Below are 19294 nucleotides of genomic sequence, written 5' to 3'. Positions count from 1 at the left end.
ATCGTGCAACAGCAGCTTTGCGTCGATGCTGAACAGCCGCGGGTCTGCGGGTGAGATGGGCGCTGACGTCGTCGCGGAACAACTTGCAACGGTTGTCACGAAGGACGGATACTCTAGATCTCCAAGGATTGCTTCCCTGCCATGCCCGGTCCCCTGAACGAAACGCCACCGATCTCGCCGCGTGCCGTATTGCGCGTCGGGATCGTAGGACATTGTCCCAACGAGCTGCCGCCGAGCACCAACGAAGCTCTCGCCGCGATTCTGCGTGAAGGGATGCTGATGGTTGAGAGCGCATTCAGCGGGACTTTGGCCAGGGAACGAAACAGCGACTTCTTTTCCGCGCAACGCCCTCTGCTGCGGATCGTCACGGCGATGGCGGAGGGCGCCGATCTCATCGCGGCCCGCATTACAGCCGAGCGGCGCGAAAATGAGATCGGAATCCAGTGGTCGCTGGAAGCGGTACTTCCGGCGCGCCGGGAAGCGTTCATCGCCGCATCGCGTGCTTCGGTGGCATCCGACGCCCCCGGCTGTGATGTCGAGCAGGATATCGCCGCTGCCATCGCTATGCCCGACCTCCTCGTGGAACTTCCATACGAGGCGCCGCTCTCGGAGGATGCCTCGTCGGGTGGCGGCAACCTGAATCATCGGCGTGCCGGCGAGTTCCTGTTGCGCCAGAGCGATATTCTGATCGCGGTTTGGAACGGCGTGCCTCCGGGCGCGCCAGACGGCGTCGCTGCGTTTGTGCAAAGGGCGCGAGCCGGCGACGTGCCGGTGCTGCTGGTCGATCCGGCCGGAGCTGCACCGATCCGGCTCGTCTGCGGTCATAATCCGCCGCGAGCACTCGACGCCGTGGCGCTCCAAGAATTAATCGAAGCAATACTGCTTCCGCCGGTCGAGAAAAACGATCACCCGCGGCACCGCCCGGCGTTGCTGGAGCGATTAGCCGGACATCCGCTGCCGCGCGTTCCGTTGCGGGCGAAATTCGCTGCCTTCCTTGGCTCCTCGCGCCCCCGTGACGCCGGACCGCAACTCTACGAACGCATGGCAAATACACTCTCGGGCCTTCGTGGGCTTCGCTCACGCTCCTGGCCCGACGATGCGAACGATTGGCGCCGAGCGGTCTGGGACAAAGCGCATCGCCAGGGCATGGTGGGCGAGCAGCCGGAAGGCTCCCGGCCCGCCGATGCCCAATCCACAAGCGCCCATGGCAATGCGTTGTCCGACACCCTGTTGCCGCGCTTCTGCCACGCTGACGATCTCGCGCGCCATAACGCCAACCGCTATCGCAGCGCTTATGTCGCGGCTTACCTGCTTTCGGCGATGGCGGTCCTCGTTGCCATGCTCGGTTTCACCCTCGATACCGGCCTCGATGTCTATCTTCAGAAAGCAATCCTGGCTGCCGTCGAACTGGGGATCCTAGCGCTGATCGCATTCGCCATCATAATGCGCGGACAGACGGGACGCTGGCACGAGAAATGGATCGACTACCGCGCCTTGGCCGAGGCCCTGCGGCATCAGCGCTTCCTCGCGCTGATCGGCGAATATGGCCACCTCTCGGCAGGGCACGACGCCAGGCGGCCTTGGTGGCTGTGGTATGTGCAGGCGACGATCCGCGAGATCGGCATGCCGTTGGGCCATCTCGATGCAAAATTCCAGAGATCGGTTCTGGCAACCACTCGTCTCGCCGAACTCGCTCCGCAGCTCGACTATCACTGTAGGAACCGAGAGCGCATGCGGCGGCTGGACCATTCCCTCCACCTCGCCGGCTACGCCGCATTCTGGACTGCGGCCTTGGCTCTCCTGCTCTATCTTCTGGTTTATCTCAGCTGGATCATGCTGCCCGGGCCCATCCACGCCGCTGGTGGCGAGGTAGCGAAACACGGCCCGGCCTGGCTGCTCTCTTTGAAAGTAGTGGTCGGCGGATTGGCCGCCGTCCTGCCGGCGTTCGGAGCAGCGATCGCGGGCATTCGCTACACTGGCGAGTTCGAGGGCAGCGCCAGCCGTTCTGATGCGATGGTGGCGCAGCTTGAAGACCTCGTGGCGGCCTTTGAGCACGCAGAGGCCGGCAAGCCTGATTTTGAATTGGTGCGGGACTTGCTCACATCGACCGCCGAGGTGATGACCCAGGATCAGGACGCCTTCTGGCAGCTCTACGGGCGGCGCAGGCTCACGCTGCCGGGTTGAGCCGCGACAGGACGAGCCCGCGGCTTGACTGGATATCGATGAGCCGGCGCACGGTGTCACGGTCCTTCTGCTTGTCGATTGCGCTCAGTTCATCATAGGGAACGATCGCCGGGTGCAGTCGGCGCGAATCGTCCCGCGCGGGCCCCGATCGCCAGCCCTGGTCAATCCGGGATGCCATCCAATGGCGGTGCTCGACCTTGGCCAGGTGCTCGATCTGCCCTGGTGCCAATTCGACGGCTGGCCAGCCATTCCGCTCGACGTTCGCGCGCTCGATCGTTTCCAGTCCAGCTGAAGCAAGCAGGATCGACAGATGTCTGGCCGCCGACCGGTTGGCCTCTTTCAACGTTTCCGACAGCGCGTCCCATTGGCGTAAAGCAGTTTCTGACGATTGGGCACTTCGTCCAAACTCTGCCGCAAGATACCCGGCATGGAGCGCCATTGCGGCTTCGTCGCCCTTTCGGTCGAGTACGCGCTCGATGCTTTCCGCGCGGATCAGACCGCCAAAGGCGATCAGCCGCGCCTTTTGGGATCCGACCTGGCCCGCACTATCGACCGATTGCAGCAACCGGTCCTCTCGCTCCTGGCGGACGAGGATCGGTATGTCGTCGGTTCCGGCGGCACTATGCGGTCTGCGCAGCACGAAGGCGGCCGCCATCGCGTCGGCATCGCTGCCCATCACGACAACAAGATGCGGCTTGCCGTTGCGCTGGTGCCAATCGGAGAGCACCGGGTCGGCCGGGACGCGGCCTTCCTCGCGGATCATAATCTCGAAACGGACGACGAGAGCGACGTCGGGCCGGTCCACACGCCATGCCTCCAGACCCCGCGCCTCCTTTTCCGTGAGCGCGAACGAGAATAGTGGGCTCTGATCCGGATGATCCTGCGTGCAGAGCAGCAATTCAGCCAGCACCTGTTCGTATCGCCCAGCCAATCCGACGATCAGGACATGGCTCGGTTCGGATGGGGCCGGTTTGGTGAAGACCGGCGCGAAACGGGCGAGTTCCAGGCTGATCCCCTCGCGATCCGGACACAGCCGATGATATCGGAGCTGATGTCGCCTGGCCACGCCGTCAAGCGCCAGGTCCAGTTCGATGGCGAGGTCCTCCCGTTCGATCATAACCGCCAGGATAAGCGGCGGCAAACCCGCGAGGCGTTCCTCGGCGGAGACCAGCGCGCTCATGGCGAGGTTCAGATTGTCGAGATCATCGGCACCGGTAACGAAGAGCGCTGCGGCGCTCCGGAGGCTGAGATGACGCAACGCACCGTCGCGGCGCGCATCGGCCTCGACCATCGTCAGACCCTGGCTTTCCAGCATATCGCGTCGCGCACTCGAGATCGCCGGCGTGACGATGACGATCTCGCGGCCACGTTCCGCAAGCTTCAGCAAAGCGGCTTCGGTCAGCTTCGTGTCCCCGCAGACGACGACATGGCCGCGTGTGCGCGGCAGCAAGGCGAGCCGAAGCGGCCGCGTCACCGTTCCCATCAGCACGTTGAATGATGCTAGGATCGCGACCAGCGGGACCATTAATCGGGCAAGCTGGAGCTGCCAGGGGATCTGGCCGTCGAAATTGGTCGGAAAGTTCAGGGTGATGAGCTGCAATGTCCGGAAAGCGTTATTTGTATAGCTGGCCCAGTCGGTAGCGGGCCGCTCGATTGACCAACCCCAGAAACCAAGGCCGAGCGCTGCCAGTCCTGCGAAGAACTGCAGTTCACCTCGGCTGCGCGTCACGACTGATGAAATGCGGGAAGCGGCGCGCGAGATCGCGATCAAGGAAGGCATGGTCGCAATCGCTTTCTGGATCAAGCGCCGTGAAGCGCGATGCTAGCGCAGAGTTCGGCCGTTGAGAACGCCTACGCATTGGAAACGACCCCGCGGAGATCGTCATGAGAGCGGTTTCATCGGTCGTCGCGCGGCGGACGCACGACCAAGATCCACGCGCTGATCGATCGCGATGGCCGGCTGATAGCCTTCTTGTTGACCGGCGGCCGGGTCGCCGAGTGCACGGCGGGAGCGACTTCGCTGAAGCAGATGCCGGCCGCCCGCATCCTTCATGGCGACAAGGGCTACGACAGCAACGCCATTCGTCGGCAGGTCGAGGATAACGGCACGATGCCCAACATCCCGCCCAAGGCGAACAGGCGCTGGAAGAACTGCTTCTCGCCCGTGCTCTATCGCGACCGCAACGCCATCGAGCGCATGTTCTGCCGCCTCAAGGACTTCCGACGCGTCGCCACGCGATACGATCGTAACGCCGTCAACTTCCTCGCCGCCGTCTGCATCGCCGCTACCGTCAGTTACTGGTTATGAGTCCGAGCCCTAAAATTCCCAAGCTGAATGTCGTCGATTCGATCCCGATCGCCCGCTCCAAAAAACCTTTTTATTACAGAAGGTTATTGAATTTTCTTTCAAACCGTGACGGCCGTCGGAGCGTGTTGGCGAGGTCCGGATCGAGAATACCGGCGTGCATGCTCAATCGTTCAGGGAATTGCCATCGCGCCAAGCGGGCATCTCAGCCGGCGCGCTCGGCGATGGCGGTCCCTGCCGCCCAGCCTGATGACCACGCCCATTGGAAGTTATAGCCGCCAAGCCAACCGGTGACGTCAACCACTTCGCCGATAAAGTAGAGCCCGTCGACTGTGCTTGCTTCCATCGTCCGCGAGTTCAGGCCAGATGTATCGACGCCGCCGAGCGTCACCTCCGCGGTCCGGTATCCTTCCGATCCGATGGGCATGACGTCCCAGCGCTGAATGGTGGACGCGATCGCGGCGAGCTGCTTGTCGCTGGCGTCACCGATCGGCCCCGTCCAACCATGGGCATCGGCGAGATAGGTCGCCAATCGCTTCGGCAGAATATCGCCAAGTGTATTGGCGATGCTTCTGCGGCCGTTTTCCTGTCTGGAAGCACGCAACTCGGCGAACACGTCCTGCGTAGGCAGGAACGTGATCCTGATCGGTGCCTTCTCGCGCCAATAGGATGAAATCTGCAAAATTGCGGGACCAGAAAGTCCGCGATGTGTGAACAGCAGCGCTTCCTCGAATCGGGCCTTGCCGTACGAGACACCTACCTCCGCGGCGACGCCGGCCATCTCGCGAAACCCGACAAGAAGGTCTTCACCAAATGTCAGCGGTACCAAAGCCGGACGTGTTTCCGTGACGTCCAAACCAAACCGGCCGGCAATCTGATAGCCAAGGCTGGATGCTCCCATTTTCGGGATGGATTTTCCTCCAGACGCAACGACAAACTGCCGGCACCGAATTTTGGCAGCCCCCTCACCGCCAAGCACGATGGCAAAGCCGTCATCACTGCGCTCAACGCTTTCCAATGTGGTCCTGAGACGCAACTCGCAGTCGGCGCGCGCCATCTCATCGACCAGCATGGCGATGATGTTCTTGGCAGAATCATCGCAGAAGAGCTGCCCCAGCGCTTTTTCATGATAGGCAATGCCGTGTTTTTCGACCAATGCCACGAAATCATGCTGCGTGTATCGGCCTAACGCAGATTTGGGGAAATGCGGATTATTCGACAAGAAATTGCGCGCGCTTGTTCCGATATTCGTGAAGTTGCAGCGGCCCCCGCCGGAAACGCGGATTTTTTCGCCGGGCGCTTTGGCATGATCGACGATGAGAACACGGCCGGCGCGCGATGCGGCGTGGATCGCGCACATCATTCCGGCAGCACCGGCACCCAGGATGACAGTGTCGAAACGCTCAACCGACATCAAATGCTACTCGATCAATTCCCGCTCAAGCTGGATTGGAAATCGCTTCAGCCCTTTGTTTGAAAGCATTTTCTTCACGCGAACCAGTGTTCACTTCGCTCGAAACGATCTAGCCCCAGAACAGCCCTGATGCTCATTGCGCAGCGCTCGAATGGCATCGCACGACGCTTTGCCTCGCGTAGATGATCCGCGATCGTCCATCAACCGGTGAGACTGCAGGCGAGGGTCTTATCGCGATCCGGCTACCCTGTCAGCCGAGCATCAGGGAACGCGGGGCAAGACATTCAACGGCTTGGCCCGGCTTCCCAGCTAAATGTCGTGGGTTCGGCTCCCATTGCCCGATCCATCATTTCATTGGGTTGGAGAGACCTCCGGCGAACCCGGTGCGGTTCGCTTGGTGGCGATTTGCAGTTGAGCCGGCATTTATATGAAACCATTTCGTCCTGATGATGAGCGTATGTCGCATCAAGGCCGCGAAGGTAATCCGTTGTCGGTGTTCGATGCGGCTCAGATGTCAGGCCCGTCACCTCGTTGCTCGATGACGTCGGATATGTCTCTGCTGGTTGACATCGTTCCAAAGCGGCGTCATTGCCCCGCTCTATCGCGCTGCTCCGTGCGCTTCAGGCGGGATTGCCGTTCATGTCTTCATTGCTGACCGCTCAGTCGATGGTCTCGAGCCAGAATCTGACTGAACAGCTCGATCGCGTGTCGGACAAGAGCTACCGCATCGGCATCATTGGCCTCGGCTACGTCGGCATCCCGCTGGCGCTGACGGCCTGCAAATCCGGCTTCAAGGTCCTCGGCTTCGACATCGATGCCAAGCGCGTCGCGCAGATCAATCGCGGCGAGAGCTTCATCAAGCATATTCCGACCGAGGCCATCGCCGCCGCGATCAAGGAAGACCGCTTCCGGGCCACGATCGATTTCGACGAACTCCGCGATGTCGACGCCATCATCATCGCCGTGCCGACGCCGCTGACCAAGCATCGCGAGCCGGACCTGAGCTACGTCGAGGCGACGGCCCGGGCGATCGCCCCGCGCCTGCGCGAGGGCCATCTCGTCGTGCTGGAATCGACGACCTGGCCCGGAACGACCGACGAGGTGATGCGCCCGATCTTCGAGGCGACAGGGCTGAGGAGCGGCGTCGACTTCTATCTCGCCTTCTCCCCGGAGCGGGAGGACCCTGGCAACCCTGATTTCGGCACCTCGACGATTCCGAAGGTGGTGGGCGGTGACGGCGCCGATGCGTTGACGCTTGCTAACGCAGTCTACAGCGCCCTGGTGGTCAAGACCGTACCTGTCTCGTCCTCGGCCACGGCCGAGGCGGTGAAGCTGACAGAGAACATCTTCCGGGCGGTCAATATCGCGCTCGTGAACGAGCTCAAGATCATCTACGGCAAGATGGGCATCGATGTCTGGGAGGTGATCGACGCCGCCAAGACCAAGCCCTTCGGGTTCATGCCGTTCTATCCCGGCCCCGGCCTCGGGGGGCATTGCATCCCGATCGACCCGTTTTACCTGACCTGGAAGGCGCGCGAGTTTGACGTCACGACCCGCTTCATCGAGCTCGCCGGACAGATCAACACAGCGATGCCGCATTGGGTCGTTGATCGTGTGGCCGAGGCTCTCGACCGCCAGCAGGGGCGCGGTTTGAACAAGGCGAAAATCCTGGTGATGGGCGTCGCCTATAAGAAAAACATCGACGATATGCGTGAGAGCCCGTCGCTGCGCCTGATGGAACTGCTCGAAGAACGCGGGGCCACGACCGACTATCACGACCCGCATGTGCCGATCATCCCGCCAACCCGCGAGCATGCCAACCTTACCGGCCGCACATCCGTCGCTCTTTCCGCCGACGATATCGCCGTTTATGACGCGGTGCTCATCGCGACCGATCATGATGCCGTCGACTACAAGGCTCTGGTCGAGTCGGCCCGACTGGTGGTGGATACACGCAACGCCTGCGCCAAAGCTGGTCTGACGGGCGAAAATATCATCAAGGCCTGAATTAAGGCAGCGAGGAAACGCTGGAATGACGTCTTTCGCATTGATTGGCGCGGCGGGTTACATTGCGCCGCGTCATATGAAGGCCATCAAGGCCGTCGGCGGCGATCTCAAGGTTGCCTTCGATCCCAACGATTCCGTGGGCATTATCGATAGCCATTTCCCGCAGGCGCATTTCTTCACCGAGTTCGAGCGCTTCGACCGGCATGTCGACAAGCTGCGCCGTCGTGACGAGCGCATCGACTATGTCGCCATCTGCTCTCCCAATTACCTGCACGACGCTCATATCCGCTTCGGCCTGCGCGCCAACAGCGACGTCATCTGCGAGAAGCCGCTCGTCCTCAACCCGTGGAACATCGACGGCCTCATCGAGATCGAGCGCGAAAGCGGTCGCAAGGTCAACACCATCCTGCAATTGCGCCTGCACCCGGCGATACAAGCGCTGAAGGAACGGGTCTCTACCTCCAACGAGCGCCATAGTGTCGACCTAACCTACATCACCTCGCGCGGGCGCTGGTACCATGCCTCCTGGAAGGGCGACGAGGCCAAGTCCGGCGGCGTCGCGACCAATGTCGGCGTGCATTTCTTCGACATGCTCGCCTATGTCTTCGGCCCGCTGCAATCGCAGACCGCGAACCTGCGTGAGGGCGAGCGCGCCGGTGGCCTGCTCTCCTACGAGAAGGCCGATGTGCGCTGGTTCCTCTCGGTCGATATCAACGACCTGCCGGACAGCGTCAAAGGCCAGAAGACGACCTTCCGCTCGATCACAATGGATGGCGAGGAGGTCGAGTTCTCCGAGGGCTTCACCGACCTGCACACCCGCAGCTACGAGGAGATCCTCGCCGGTAAGGGCTATGGCCTCGAAGACGTTCGCTTCTCGATCGAGGTCGTCTCGCAGTTCCGCAATGCACCGGTCGTAACCGGCGGCGAGACGCATCCCTTCGTCGCCAAATATCTCAAGGGCTGAGCATGGCCGGCGCGTCGCAGATGCGGGAAGATCCGCGCTTTCCGGGCGTGCTCGTCCATGAGAGCGCCTATGTCGACGCGGGCGCGACGCTCGGCGCCGGCACCCGGATCTGGCATTTCGTGCATGTGCTCGGCCAGACCACGATCGGCCGCGACTGCGTGCTCGGCCAGAACGTGATGGCAGGGCCGCGGGTGACCATCGGCGACGGCTGCAAGATCCAGAACAATGTCGCGCTCTATGACGGGGTGGAGCTGGAGGCTGACGTGTTCTGCGGGCCGTCCTGCGTTTTCACCAACGTCAACAATCCCCGCGCCTTCATGAACCGCAAGGCCGAATTCCGCCGTACCCTGGTCAAGCAGGGCGCGAGCATTGGGGCGAACGCCACCATCGTCTGCGGACATACGCTCGGCGCGTATTGCTTCATTGCCGCCGGCGCGGTGGTGACCCGGGATGTGCCGGACTATGCTCTGATGGCCGGCGTTCCGGCGCGCCGTATCGGCTGGATGAGCAAGGCGGGCGAGAAGCTCGGCCCGGACCTGACCTGCCCGCTGACCGGAACGCGCTACCGGGAAACCGGCCCGGAGCATCTGGAGGAGACGGCCTGATGAGCGAACGTCCCGTGATCGAGTTCATCGACCTCAAGGCCCAGCGCCAGCACATCGGCAAGGCCATGGACGATGCGATTCTCAAGGTCGTCCATGACGGGAACTACATTCTCGGCCAGCAGGTCCAGCAGTTCGAGACCGAGCTTGCCGCCTTCTGCGGCGCGAAGCACGCGATTGGCGTCGCCAATGGCACCGATGCATTGATCCTCGTGCTGGAAGCCCTTGGCATCGGGCCTGGCGACGCGGTGATCTGCCCGAGCTTCACCTTCGCCGCGACCGCCGAGGTCGTCGCCTGGATGGGCGCGACGCCGGTATTCGCCGAGATCGACGAAGCCACCTACAATGTCGACCCGAAGGGCCTCGGCGTCGCTCTCGACACGGCGAAGCAGCACAAGCTCAATCCGCGCGCCCTGATCAGCGTCGATCTCTTCGGGCAGGCGTGCGACTACGATCCGATCGAAGCCTTTTGCAAGCAGAACGGCTTCGTCCTGATCTCGGATTCGGCGCAGGGCTATGGCGCTCGCTACAAGGGGCGTGTCGCCGGCAGCATTGGCGATTTCGCCACGACCAGCTTTTTCCCGGCCAAGCCGCTGGGCTGCTACGGCGACGGCGGCGCGATCCTGACCGACAATGACGAGCATGCAGCGCTGCTGATGTCACTGCGCTTCCATGGCAAGGGCTCATACAAGTACGACAACATCCGCGTCGGTGTGAACTCGCGGCTCGACACCATCCAGGCGGCCGTGCTGATCGAGAAGCTCAAGGTCTATGCCGAGGAGCTCGAGAAGCGGCAGGCCGTGGCGGCCCGCTACACCACAGCGCTCAAGGATGTCGTCGTCACTCCCCATGTCATGGCGGACTGCGTCTCGACCTGGGCCCAGTACACGATCCGCGTCGCCGCGGACCGCCGCGACGCTTTCCAGGCGGCGCTGAAGGCGAAAGGCGTGCCGACCACAGTCTATTACCCAAAGCCGCTGCACCAGCAGACCGCCTACAAGCATTATCCCGTGGCCGGGAACGGCCTGCCAATCTCGGAGCGCGTCGCACAGGAGGTCGTCGCTCTGCCGATGCATCCCTACCTAGAAGAGGCGACGCAGGACTACATCATTGAGGCGGTTCAGGATGCGCTGAAGGTCGCGGCGTGACGACGGAGCCGCGGCTGCTATACCTTTCTCTAGAGACGCCGCGTGAGGGACAGGCGACCTATACGCATGTGCACGAGATTATCCGCGGCCTACGCGGAATCGGCTGGACGGTCGACCTCATGGCAACAAGCCGAGGCGGGGCGAGTTCAGGCAGCAGATATATTACCCGGTTGACTGACTATGTTCGCACGCAATGGCAGGCCGCGCGGAAGCTGAAGAATTATGACGCCGTCTTTATGCGGGCTCATTTCGCTGCGTTGCCGCTCTCGGCTTGGGCGAAGCTGAGGGGCGTGCCGGTCTTCCAGGAGATCAACGGACTACCGGCCGATATCCTCGTTACCTATCGCTGGCTGCGTCGGATCGGGCCGCTGGTTCGCTGGCTCTATCGCGCGCAAATGCAGATGGCCGCCCATGTCTTCGTTGTCACTGAAGGTCTACGAGGTTGGGCCTCGGCCGAAGCAGGCCACGAACGCATCAGCGTCGTGACGAACGGTGCCGATACTGATCTGTTCCGACCAGACGGCCCCCGCCCAACCCAACCGGCACGTTACATCGCCTTCGTTGGCGGTCTGACCGCCTGGCACGGCATCGCGACCATGATCGCGGCCACTAATGAGCCTGCCTGGCCTCGTGACGTTCAGCTCATCATAATTGGCGACGGGATCGAGCGAGACCGATTGAGGGATGCGGATGCTAATCCGCAGGTTCAGTGGCTTGGGCGGCGGCCGCCGACAGAGGTTGCGACCTATATCAGAGGTGCCATCGGGGCGCTCGCAATCACCGAAGATTCAGCGGGGCATCTGAGTACAGGTGTGGCTCCGTTAAAGCTCTTCGAAGCCATGGCCAGCGGTACCGCCGTGATCGTCACCGACCTGCCTTTCCAACGCGAAATCGTCCGGGACCATAATACAGGCCTGGTCATTCCTATGGCGAACGCCGCGGCATTGGCGAAGGCGGCATCTCGTCTGGCGGGTGAAGCAGGCCTCTCAAAGCGGCTTGGAAGCAACGGTCGCCAATATGTTGAACGTTTTGCGAGCTGGCATAGTCGCGCGGAAGAAATTTCGCTGGTACTAACGCAGAGTGTAGGGATATCGCGGGGCTCCGCCCTATGAGATATTCGCGCACCGAGATCGAAACGTGACTGCAAGCCCACTTGGCCTGTCCCACGGAAGGGTTTCGGGGCTGGCGGGCCGGTGTCTTGCTAAGATAGAATTATGGCCGATTATCCTCCCGCAATCCTGTCCTTCTCGCGCATTCCGCGCGATCGCCGGGTACTGCGGCAATGCACGCTGCTCGCCGAGATGGGCTACCCGCCGATTGTCATCGGCTATGGCGCGGCCGGAGATGATGTAGGCCAGGATTTCCGTCGCTGGCCTGTTCCGCGGCCGACAGTGTCTCACCGTTTCAGCACAGTGCTTCGCCAAAGCCTCGCCTATCTAGGCCGACCGGCGGCCGGGATAGGTTTTTGGGCGGAGCCGCGCCATCGATGGGCCCTGCAGCAATTGCGGGAGTCAAAGGCGCATCTTGTGATAGCCAACGATTGGCCGGCTTTAGTGGTAGCCAAGCGGTGGAAGGAGGAAACCGGTGGTCTTGTCCACTATGACGCACATGAATTCGCGACGCTTGAATTCGATGAGAATTTTGCCTGGAGACTGATCTACAAGCGCTTCGTCACGCTTCTCGAAGGGTCGTCGATCGGTGCCGCCGATGTCGTGTCGACGGTGGGGCCACGATTGGCCGAGGCGTTGCAGGCGTTCTATCATCTCCCCGTGCGCCCGCTCGTCATCCGTAATATCCCGAACCGGATCGACCTGCCCGCGCTCACGCCGCCGCAGTGGCCTTTGCGGTTGCTCTACCATGGCCAGGTCCTTCCGGACCGTGGACTCGAAGCCTTGCTGGACAGCGTGCCACTGTGGCACGCTCCCCATAAGCTGACGATCCGAGGCGACGGGCATCCCAAATACCTGAAGGCACTCACGGAGCGCGCCAGCCGACTGCCGGCCGGACGCATAACCTTCGAAGCCGCAGTTTCGCCAGACGCCGTGATGCCCCTCGCCGCGGCGGGTGCGGATCTCGGCGTGCATTTCACACCGCTCGAAACCAAGCAGCGCCATTTCAGCCTACCCAACAAACTGTTTGAATATATCGGCGCAGGTCTCGCCGTCGCCGTTTCGCCAGGAGCGGACCTCAAGGAGATCGTGGAAGGCTATGGGGTTGGTGTTGTCAGCACCGATGCGGGGGCCAAGGCAGTTGCCCAGGCCATCAACAGCCTCGACCCCGCGAAAGTCGAGATCTACCGCGCCCAGGCACGCATCGCGGCATGTGAGCTGTGCTGGGAACACGAGCAGGAGATGCTTCGGGTCAGCCTGGTGCCGATGCTCGCAAAACGGCGTGAAAATGAACTTGCGAGAGAGCCTGCCTAGACGAGCGTCATTTTGAACCGCTCGGCCCAGATGCCAATGCTGACGATCCGCCACAAAGCGAAGTCCAGCGGCGCAGAGCCATTGAGCATGGCCGCTGCAAATCGCCGTGTCCCGGCGGGATCCAGCAACCCAGGCAGCACACGCAGGGTTCGCTCCACGCCATCCTCGACCAACTGGCGCAAAGGGCCCCTAAGCCAGGCAGTCTCCGGGGTTGCGAACCCGAGCTTGTCACGCCGCTCGCTGACCTCCCGCGGCAGGATATCGGCCATGGCGCGGCGCAGAACACGCTTCGTATCGGCTCCCACAAGTTTGTGCTGATTGCCGAGCCCCAACGCGAAATCGACGAGGGGATGGTCTAGGAACGGCACCCGCGCTTCAATGCCGTGAGCCATGCTGTTTCGGTCCTCCCAGTGCAGCAGCATCGGCATGTTGGAGGCATGCGCCATGGTCAGACACAGTGAGGCAATGTCGCGGGGGGGCTTTAACCCGAGCGACGCCGCTGCGGTTTCAAGAACCGGCGGCTGACGCTCTAATGCGGCCAGCGCAGACGACGATAGCCAGCCATGCTGGGCTTGGCCGCGGTGAGTACGACGCACCAGATTTTTCAAGCCATCGGGAGCAAGCGAGAAGGCGAGCCTCGCCAGTTGCTGGCCATAGCCCTGCCCGTGCATGTCGCGCCGCTCGGAGAGCGTACGGGCAAGTGTCAGCAGGCGAAAAGACCGCGCGAGTTCGGCTAGATAAACAGGGAAGAAACTGTGGTATCCGGCCAAGATCTCATCGGCGCCCTGCCCATCCAGCATGACTTTGACGCCAGCAGCCCGCGCCGCCTTGAACACGAACCATTGTGCGAAAATCGAGGTCGATCCGAACGGCTCATCCTGATGCCAGCTGACATCGGACGCGCACTCAAAAATGTCTTCAGCGCGCGGAAAGATGAAGTGCGGCGTCGCGCCGGTCCTCGCGACGACCGCATCCATGAACGGCTTTTCATCGACCGACTTGTCGGTGTAGCACGCCGAAACCGTATGAAATCCGGATGCGTCAGCCGGCAGCATCCCCGCCATCAAACAGACGATCGAGGACGAATCGAGCCCTCCGGACAGGCAGGAGCCGACCGGCACGTCGGCACGCAGATGTATACGAACGGAATCGGTCAACAGCGCCCTAAAACGATCGGCTGCCTCGCTCTCGCTGATCGGGGTCACCTGCGTTAGGCCGATCGCATGCCAGCGCTTCACGAGCGGCGTATCGAGCCTGCCTTCCCCAGCCCGAACGACGACATACTCGCCACCCCGGACCTGCAGGATACCTTCGAAAAGGGTCTCTGCCGTATGGTCGGAGATGCCATTAGCCAGGAAATCATGCGCTCGGGCCATATTGACCCTTCTGCAGCCGCCGGGAAGATCAAGCAATTGCTTGATCTCGGACGCGAAGGCGACGCCGCGCGGCAACGCAGTGATGTAAAGCGGCTTGATGCCGTATCGATCGCGCGCGGCAAAGAGCGTCTTGTCGCGATCGTCCCATATCAAAAAGGTAAACATCCCCCGCAGGCGCGGTAAGGCCTCTGTGCCCCAGAGTATATAAGCCCGCAGGAGGACTTCGGAGTCGGATTGCGTCGTGAAAACCTCGCCCATCGCGCGCATCTCATCGCGCAACTCGACGTAGTTGTAGATCTCGCCATTGAACACGAGCTGATATCGTTCAGTGCTGTCAGCCATGGGCTGCAAGGCATTGTCGGACATATCGATGATCGCAAGCCGCCGATGGCCCAACGCGACCGGGCCGGCGGGCGACGCGAACTCTCGCCATCCCCGACCATCTGGGCCCCTGTGGGCCACGATATCAATTCTGCCCTGGTCAGGAGCAAACCCGACAGAACCAAAGATTCCGCACATCAGCGGGTCCCCAAAACCGTTCGTAAAAGCTGCTGGAAGAACAGCACCATCAGGGTTCGAACTGGCGGATGCTGGCGATCACGGCCTCGGCGGCCTGGCCCGAGCCATAGTCGGCGATGTCCGATCTCGGCTGCCAGTCATCCGCTGTCCAGAGACGATTCCAGCCATGGTCGATCGTCTCGGTCCACTCCGTTTCATCGCGCAAAGTGATGCACGGCCGGCGCGCGAAATACGCTTCCTTCTGCAGACCGCCGGAATCGGTCAGCACCAGCGAGCAACCATCGAGCAGGCGGACCATGTCGATGTAGCCGACAGGGCCGATGATCTGGATGCCATGAAGATTGGTGCCCTGCCGTGCGATCGCCTGGCGGGTACGAGGGTGGATGGGCAGCACGACCGGCTTACCCTTTGCGGCCACCGTGATGGCCGACATGACCTTCTGCAGGCGAACCGGATCGTCCGTGTTCTCGGCGCGATGCACTGTCGCTAGCGTATAGTGACCATCGGCCAGACCAAGCTGTGTAAGGATCTTTGAGCCTTCACGGGAGCGTTTCTGAGCGTGCAGCATGGCATCGTACATGACATCGCCGACGTGATGCACGCCTTTGGTGATCCCTTCCGCCTTCAGATTGTCGACGCCAACGGTCGTGGGGCTCAACAGCAGCGTCGATACATGATCGGTCAGTACCCGATTGATCTCTTCGGGCATTCGGCGATTGAACGAGCGCAGGCCGGCCTCGACGTGGATGATGGGAATGTGCAGCTTGGCTGCAGCGAGGGCACCAGCGAGCGTCGAGTTGGTGTCGCCGTAGACCAGAACCCAATCCGGCTTGTGCTGTATGAGACAGCGCTCGATCCCCTCCAGCATCTGCCCCGTCATCGCTCCATGCGACCCGCCGTGGATTGCGAGATTTTCATGAGGCTTAGGGATGTCCAGTTCGCTGAAGAAGACATCCGACATCATCTCGTCGAAATGCTGCCCGGTGTGGACGAGGATTTCGGAAAAGTCATTGGTCGCGCGCAAGGCCCGGCTGACAGCCGCTGCCTTGATGAACTGCGGCCGAGCACCCACGATCGTGAGAAGAGTGGTGCGGCTCATGTCGATGGCTCCTTGCGTGAACTCTGGTAGGCGGCCAGGGTTTGTCGCGCAATGGTCAGGGGATCGTGCCACCGTTCGGCGAAAGCGCGAGAGCGCCGCCCCAGCGCGTGCAATTCGGGCCGCGGCATGGCAATAAGCTGCTTCATCACGACGTAGATGCTGTCGGGATCGGCGTCGATGACGGGAAGATCTGCGATGAAGGCAGCGTCGACCGGCCCGAGATCGCTCCGGCGTATATGGGCCACCACCGGCTTGCCCAGCGCCATCGCCTCGACACCGAGCCCTCCATACCATCCGGCCAGCAGTTGATCGATTACCACATCGCATTCCCGGTATCGCGCCATGGCCTGCGATCGCGGCAAGCCTTCGATAAGCTCCAGATGAAACGCGACGCCCTCCGCCTTCAGTCTCTCGGCCGCGGCCATGATATGCGCCGTCCCCTTGGCGCCGCGATGGCTGGGCGCGTGGGCCATGACGAGACGGCTTGGGGCCTCTATCGCAGGTAGGGCCGGCACGACGCTCGCGGGATCGAAGCTCGCATAGGGCAGGAAGCACGCCCGCTCCGGCAAGACATGGAGGAGGTCCGGGTTCAGCGCGTAGTGCAGCGGCACATGACGGGCGAACGCGGCAATCGTACGGCGTTTCCACTCATCCGAACCCGACGGATAATAGTCCTCGCCCAAGGCTTTCGCGATAGACACGTCGAAATTTCCAAGCGAATGGTCGTGCTGACGGGCATCGTCACCTTGCCAGGTCACCGCCAGCGTCTTGCCCATAGCGGCGAGCAACGGCAAATCCTTCAGCCAGATAGCACGGCAATACAGGCGCCAGATCACGGCGAGCGGGTTGCGCCAGCGCATATGTTCCAAACCGGGAAACGCATGCGGCACTAGGCAGCTCTGCCCGAAAGAACAATGAACGACATCGGCCCAGGAGATTGCACGCCAGAGGAGGCGCCAGCGTGCACTCTCACGCAGGAGGAGGCGGGCGTCGTGCTCGGTGAGAGCCTCGTCAGCCGGAAAGCCCTGTGCGGTCTCCTCAATGACGATACAGCGACTATCGGCTCCAAGTGCGCGCTCGGCAGCAGCCAGTTGCGCTGACTGACCGGCGACGTTCCACGGACAATGCAAGACGCGCAGCGGGCGGCCGTTACGTAGCGCAGCTGGATAGGGGGGCAATCCGACGCTCAAGGCTCTGCGGAAAGTGTTGCCTGCAGCCCCTTGGCAAAAGAGCGGAAGCGTTTGACGTCGTAGCGCTCTGCCAATCGCATCAAGTCAGGCACGACCACGGGCTGGCTGTTCTTGATGTCGGACTGAGAAGCGCGGGCGAAAATCGGCGCGCGATCCAGAGCCTTGCCGATCAGGCAAGTCGCCTCCTCGATGGTCAGCGCCTCGGGCGCAGCAACGTTGAAGACCCCGCTCCAACTTTCTGCCAGAGCCGCGATCATCGCCTCGCATAGATCGTCGACGAAAGTCGGCGCAAAGCGCATCCCCCCCCCCTCGGCGGGAAGTATCACAGACGAACCATCCCTTACGCGCCTGATCAGATCCGGGATCAGACGATCCCTTTGCCTAGGGCCGTATGGCGAAAAGACCCGCAGAATAGAAAGCGCAAACAGCGCGCGATATGGCTTGGCCAATACCTCCGCAGCCAACTTCGTGGCGCCGAGATTGGAGACGGGGGACAGCGCCGCATCTTCACGCAGCCTGGCCGTGAAAGGTTCGTAAACCGTGCCGCTAGACACGAGGCAGAAGCGCGAGATTTGCGCCTCGACCGCCGCCTTCAGCAATTCTTGCGTACCGGCCACATTGACGCGATACATCTCATCTGCATCGCCCGGAAACGCACGATAAGCGCGCGATTGCGCCAGATGCGCGACAGCATCTATGCCCGCAGGCAAGGTCAACGCCGCACCCGAGCCGAGCGAATGGCCAAGGATCTGGGCGCCTGCAAACACTGCTGCGCCATCCCTGACGAGGGCCGTTACGCGATGCCCGCCGGCCAACGCCACGCGGACCAATGCTTGGCCCACGAAACCCGACGCGCCAGTGATGAGGATGTGCATCCGCTCGTCCTTAGGCGGGCTTCGTCACCAGCACGGAGATGCCATTGGGATTGGCGTCATTGACCTGCCACTCCTTGACTCCAAGATCGCGCAGCCAGCCCTCGACTTCATCCTGCGTGTGCTGCCAGGCGTTATGAGGATGATACCAATCGAAATTGACCATGTTGTTGGTCTCGTAGTCGAAGGCGTCATTCCAGAAGCACTTGACGAAATTGTAGTAGATGAGACGCTGAACATCATGCGTGCCGGCCGGAATGCCCAAGACCGGAATTGGCTTTTCGAGTGTGATGCTCGCATCGATGCGCGAGAGTTCGCGGCCGAGTTCGGTGAGGCCCTCGCAGGCCGCATAGCATTCGTCGGGCGTCATCGGCATGAAGTTTTTGCGAATGTGTTCATCACAGAAAACGCGCGCCGGCCCCATCTTTTTGTATACATAGAAGAAGAACTGACCGCCTGGCTGGAGCTTGCGGTACAGCGCTTCTACGGCGAGCCGTGTGTCTGGCGTATGGTGGAGGACGCCGTCGGCAATGATGAAGTCGAAATAGTCGTCCGGGAATGGGGCTTCCATCAGGTCGGCCTGCACGACGGTGCAGTTCCACAAATCCCGAGTGTTCTCATAGGTGGTGATCGCCGCTGCAGAAATATCAAGCGCGAAGACCTCTCCTTTCGTCTGCTCCGCCATGAAGCGAGAGTTGAAGCCCGAGCCTGGGCCGCATTCCAGGATGCGCGTCCGCTTGGCATGAAAGGCCTTCAACTCGTCGAGATTGGCAAGATTGAACTTCTTCATGAACCAGCCGTACAGGAATTCCTGATGCTGAGGCTCAAGCCCGTAATTCTTGAAGCGCCGCCATTTGTCGGAGAATGTCTCGTTGGTCTTGGCCTGCTCGCCTGCTGCGGCGCGGGCCGACGTCTCCTGCCAAGTTAAGCCGTGCTTCTCCGCAAAGGCAGAGAGATCCTGTTGGAGCACGCCTGTTAGGAAAGACGGCACGCCGTCGATGATCGGGATCCAACGCCCATTGGCTGCCCGCAAAACGCCTTCGCGAATCTGGTCACCTTCGGTTTCGAAAGCCTCCACGCTGAGTGGATCACTGCCGAAATGGGCCGGGCGGAAGTGGGAAACGCTGCTCGCGTGCAAAGCCGTGATCCTTGGTCGTCTGGAGTCTCAGTTGAAGCCCGTTTGGTCCTAGC

14 protein-coding genes and 1 pseudogene are annotated in these 19294 nt (G+C 61.7%); 8 read left to right on the top strand and 7 right to left on the bottom strand.

Annotated features, from left to right (window positions below):
* Positions 1–141: 141 nt before the first annotated feature.
* Positions 142–2184, top strand: a complete 2043-nt coding sequence (locus AC1DR6_RS19875) for a DUF4231 domain-containing protein (protein ID WP_476831001.1) — start codon at positions 142–144, stop codon at positions 2182–2184.
* On the opposite strand, the gene AC1DR6_RS19870 is transcribed toward AC1DR6_RS19875, so the two are convergent.
* Positions 2168–3988, bottom strand: coding sequence for a RyR domain-containing protein (locus AC1DR6_RS19870; protein WP_476831000.1), 1821 nt, complete (start codon positions 3986–3988; stop codon positions 2168–2170). The two genes, AC1DR6_RS19875 and AC1DR6_RS19870, sit on opposite strands and share 17 nt — an antisense overlap.
* Positions 3989–4090: 102 nt before the next feature.
* Between AC1DR6_RS19870 and AC1DR6_RS19865 the strand changes: the two are divergent.
* Positions 4091–4492: pseudogene (locus AC1DR6_RS19865) on the top strand (IS5 family transposase); the annotation flags it as partial.
* 202 nt (positions 4493–4694) lie between these two features.
* On the opposite strand, the gene AC1DR6_RS19860 reads toward AC1DR6_RS19865, so the two are convergent.
* Entirely contained in the window at positions 4695–5903 is a 1209-nt protein-coding gene (locus AC1DR6_RS19860) for a BaiN/RdsA family NAD(P)/FAD-dependent oxidoreductase (RefSeq protein ID WP_476830999.1), read from the bottom strand.
* Positions 5904–6542: 639 nt separating this feature from the next.
* Here AC1DR6_RS19860 and AC1DR6_RS19855 point away from each other — a divergent pair.
* The 6 genes from AC1DR6_RS19855 (at position 6543) to AC1DR6_RS19830 (ending at position 13047) form a co-directional block, all read left to right on the top strand.
* Positions 6543–7910, top strand: a complete 1368-nt coding sequence (locus AC1DR6_RS19855) for a nucleotide sugar dehydrogenase (RefSeq protein ID WP_476830998.1) — start codon at positions 6543–6545, stop codon at positions 7908–7910.
* 25 nt (positions 7911–7935) lie between these two features.
* Positions 7936–8874 (top strand): Gfo/Idh/MocA family oxidoreductase, encoded by a 939-nt coding sequence (locus AC1DR6_RS19850; RefSeq protein WP_476830997.1) that lies wholly within the window; start codon positions 7936–7938, stop codon positions 8872–8874.
* 2 nt (positions 8875–8876) lie between these two features.
* Positions 8877–9479, top strand: coding sequence for an acyltransferase (locus AC1DR6_RS19845; RefSeq protein ID WP_476830996.1), 603 nt, complete (start codon positions 8877–8879; stop codon positions 9477–9479).
* The gene (locus AC1DR6_RS19840; protein WP_476830995.1) at positions 9479–10624 is read left to right on the top strand and encodes a DegT/DnrJ/EryC1/StrS family aminotransferase; all 1146 of its coding nucleotides are present in this window, start codon (positions 9479–9481) and stop codon (positions 10622–10624) included. Before AC1DR6_RS19845 ends, AC1DR6_RS19840 begins: the two co-directional genes overlap by 1 nt.
* Positions 10621–11736, top strand: coding sequence for a glycosyltransferase (locus AC1DR6_RS19835; RefSeq protein WP_476830994.1), 1116 nt, complete (start codon positions 10621–10623; stop codon positions 11734–11736). Before AC1DR6_RS19840 ends, AC1DR6_RS19835 begins: the two co-directional genes overlap by 4 nt.
* Positions 11737–11838: 102 nt before the next feature.
* On the top strand, positions 11839–13047 hold the full coding sequence (locus AC1DR6_RS19830; protein ID WP_476830993.1) for a glycosyltransferase: 1209 nt from the start codon (positions 11839–11841) through the stop codon (positions 13045–13047).
* On the opposite strand, the gene asnB is transcribed toward AC1DR6_RS19830, so the two are convergent.
* Genes asnB through AC1DR6_RS19805 form a run of 5 tightly spaced genes read right to left on the bottom strand, consistent with a single transcriptional unit; the run spans position 13044 to position 19241 of the window.
* Entirely contained in the window at positions 13044–14942 is a 1899-nt protein-coding gene (gene asnB, locus AC1DR6_RS19825; RefSeq protein ID WP_476830992.1) for an asparagine synthase (glutamine-hydrolyzing), read from the bottom strand. The genes AC1DR6_RS19830 and asnB overlap by 4 nt on opposite strands.
* 49 nt (positions 14943–14991) lie before the next feature.
* Positions 14992–16041: a non-hydrolyzing UDP-N-acetylglucosamine 2-epimerase gene (gene wecB, locus AC1DR6_RS19820; RefSeq protein WP_476830991.1), complete on the bottom strand. Its 1050-nt coding sequence runs from the start codon at positions 16039–16041 to the stop codon at positions 14992–14994.
* The gene (locus tag AC1DR6_RS19815; protein ID WP_476830990.1) at positions 16038–17219 is read right to left on the bottom strand and encodes a glycosyltransferase; all 1182 of its coding nucleotides are present in this window, start codon (positions 17217–17219) and stop codon (positions 16038–16040) included. Before AC1DR6_RS19815 ends, wecB begins: the two co-directional genes overlap by 4 nt.
* Positions 17220–17227: 8 nt before the next feature.
* Complete coding sequence (locus AC1DR6_RS19810) at positions 17228–18106, bottom strand: NAD-dependent epimerase/dehydratase family protein (RefSeq protein WP_476830989.1); 879 nt, start codon at positions 18104–18106, stop codon at positions 17228–17230.
* 10 nt (positions 18107–18116) lie between these two features.
* Complete coding sequence (locus AC1DR6_RS19805) at positions 18117–19241, bottom strand: class I SAM-dependent methyltransferase (protein ID WP_476830988.1); 1125 nt, start codon at positions 19239–19241, stop codon at positions 18117–18119.
* Positions 19242–19294: the final 53 nt, after the last annotated feature.

This window comes from Allobosea sp. P5_A5, from assembly GCF_056400625.1.
Note: the sequence above shows the minus strand (reverse complement) of the source record. Positions and strands in the feature narration are given on the sequence as shown.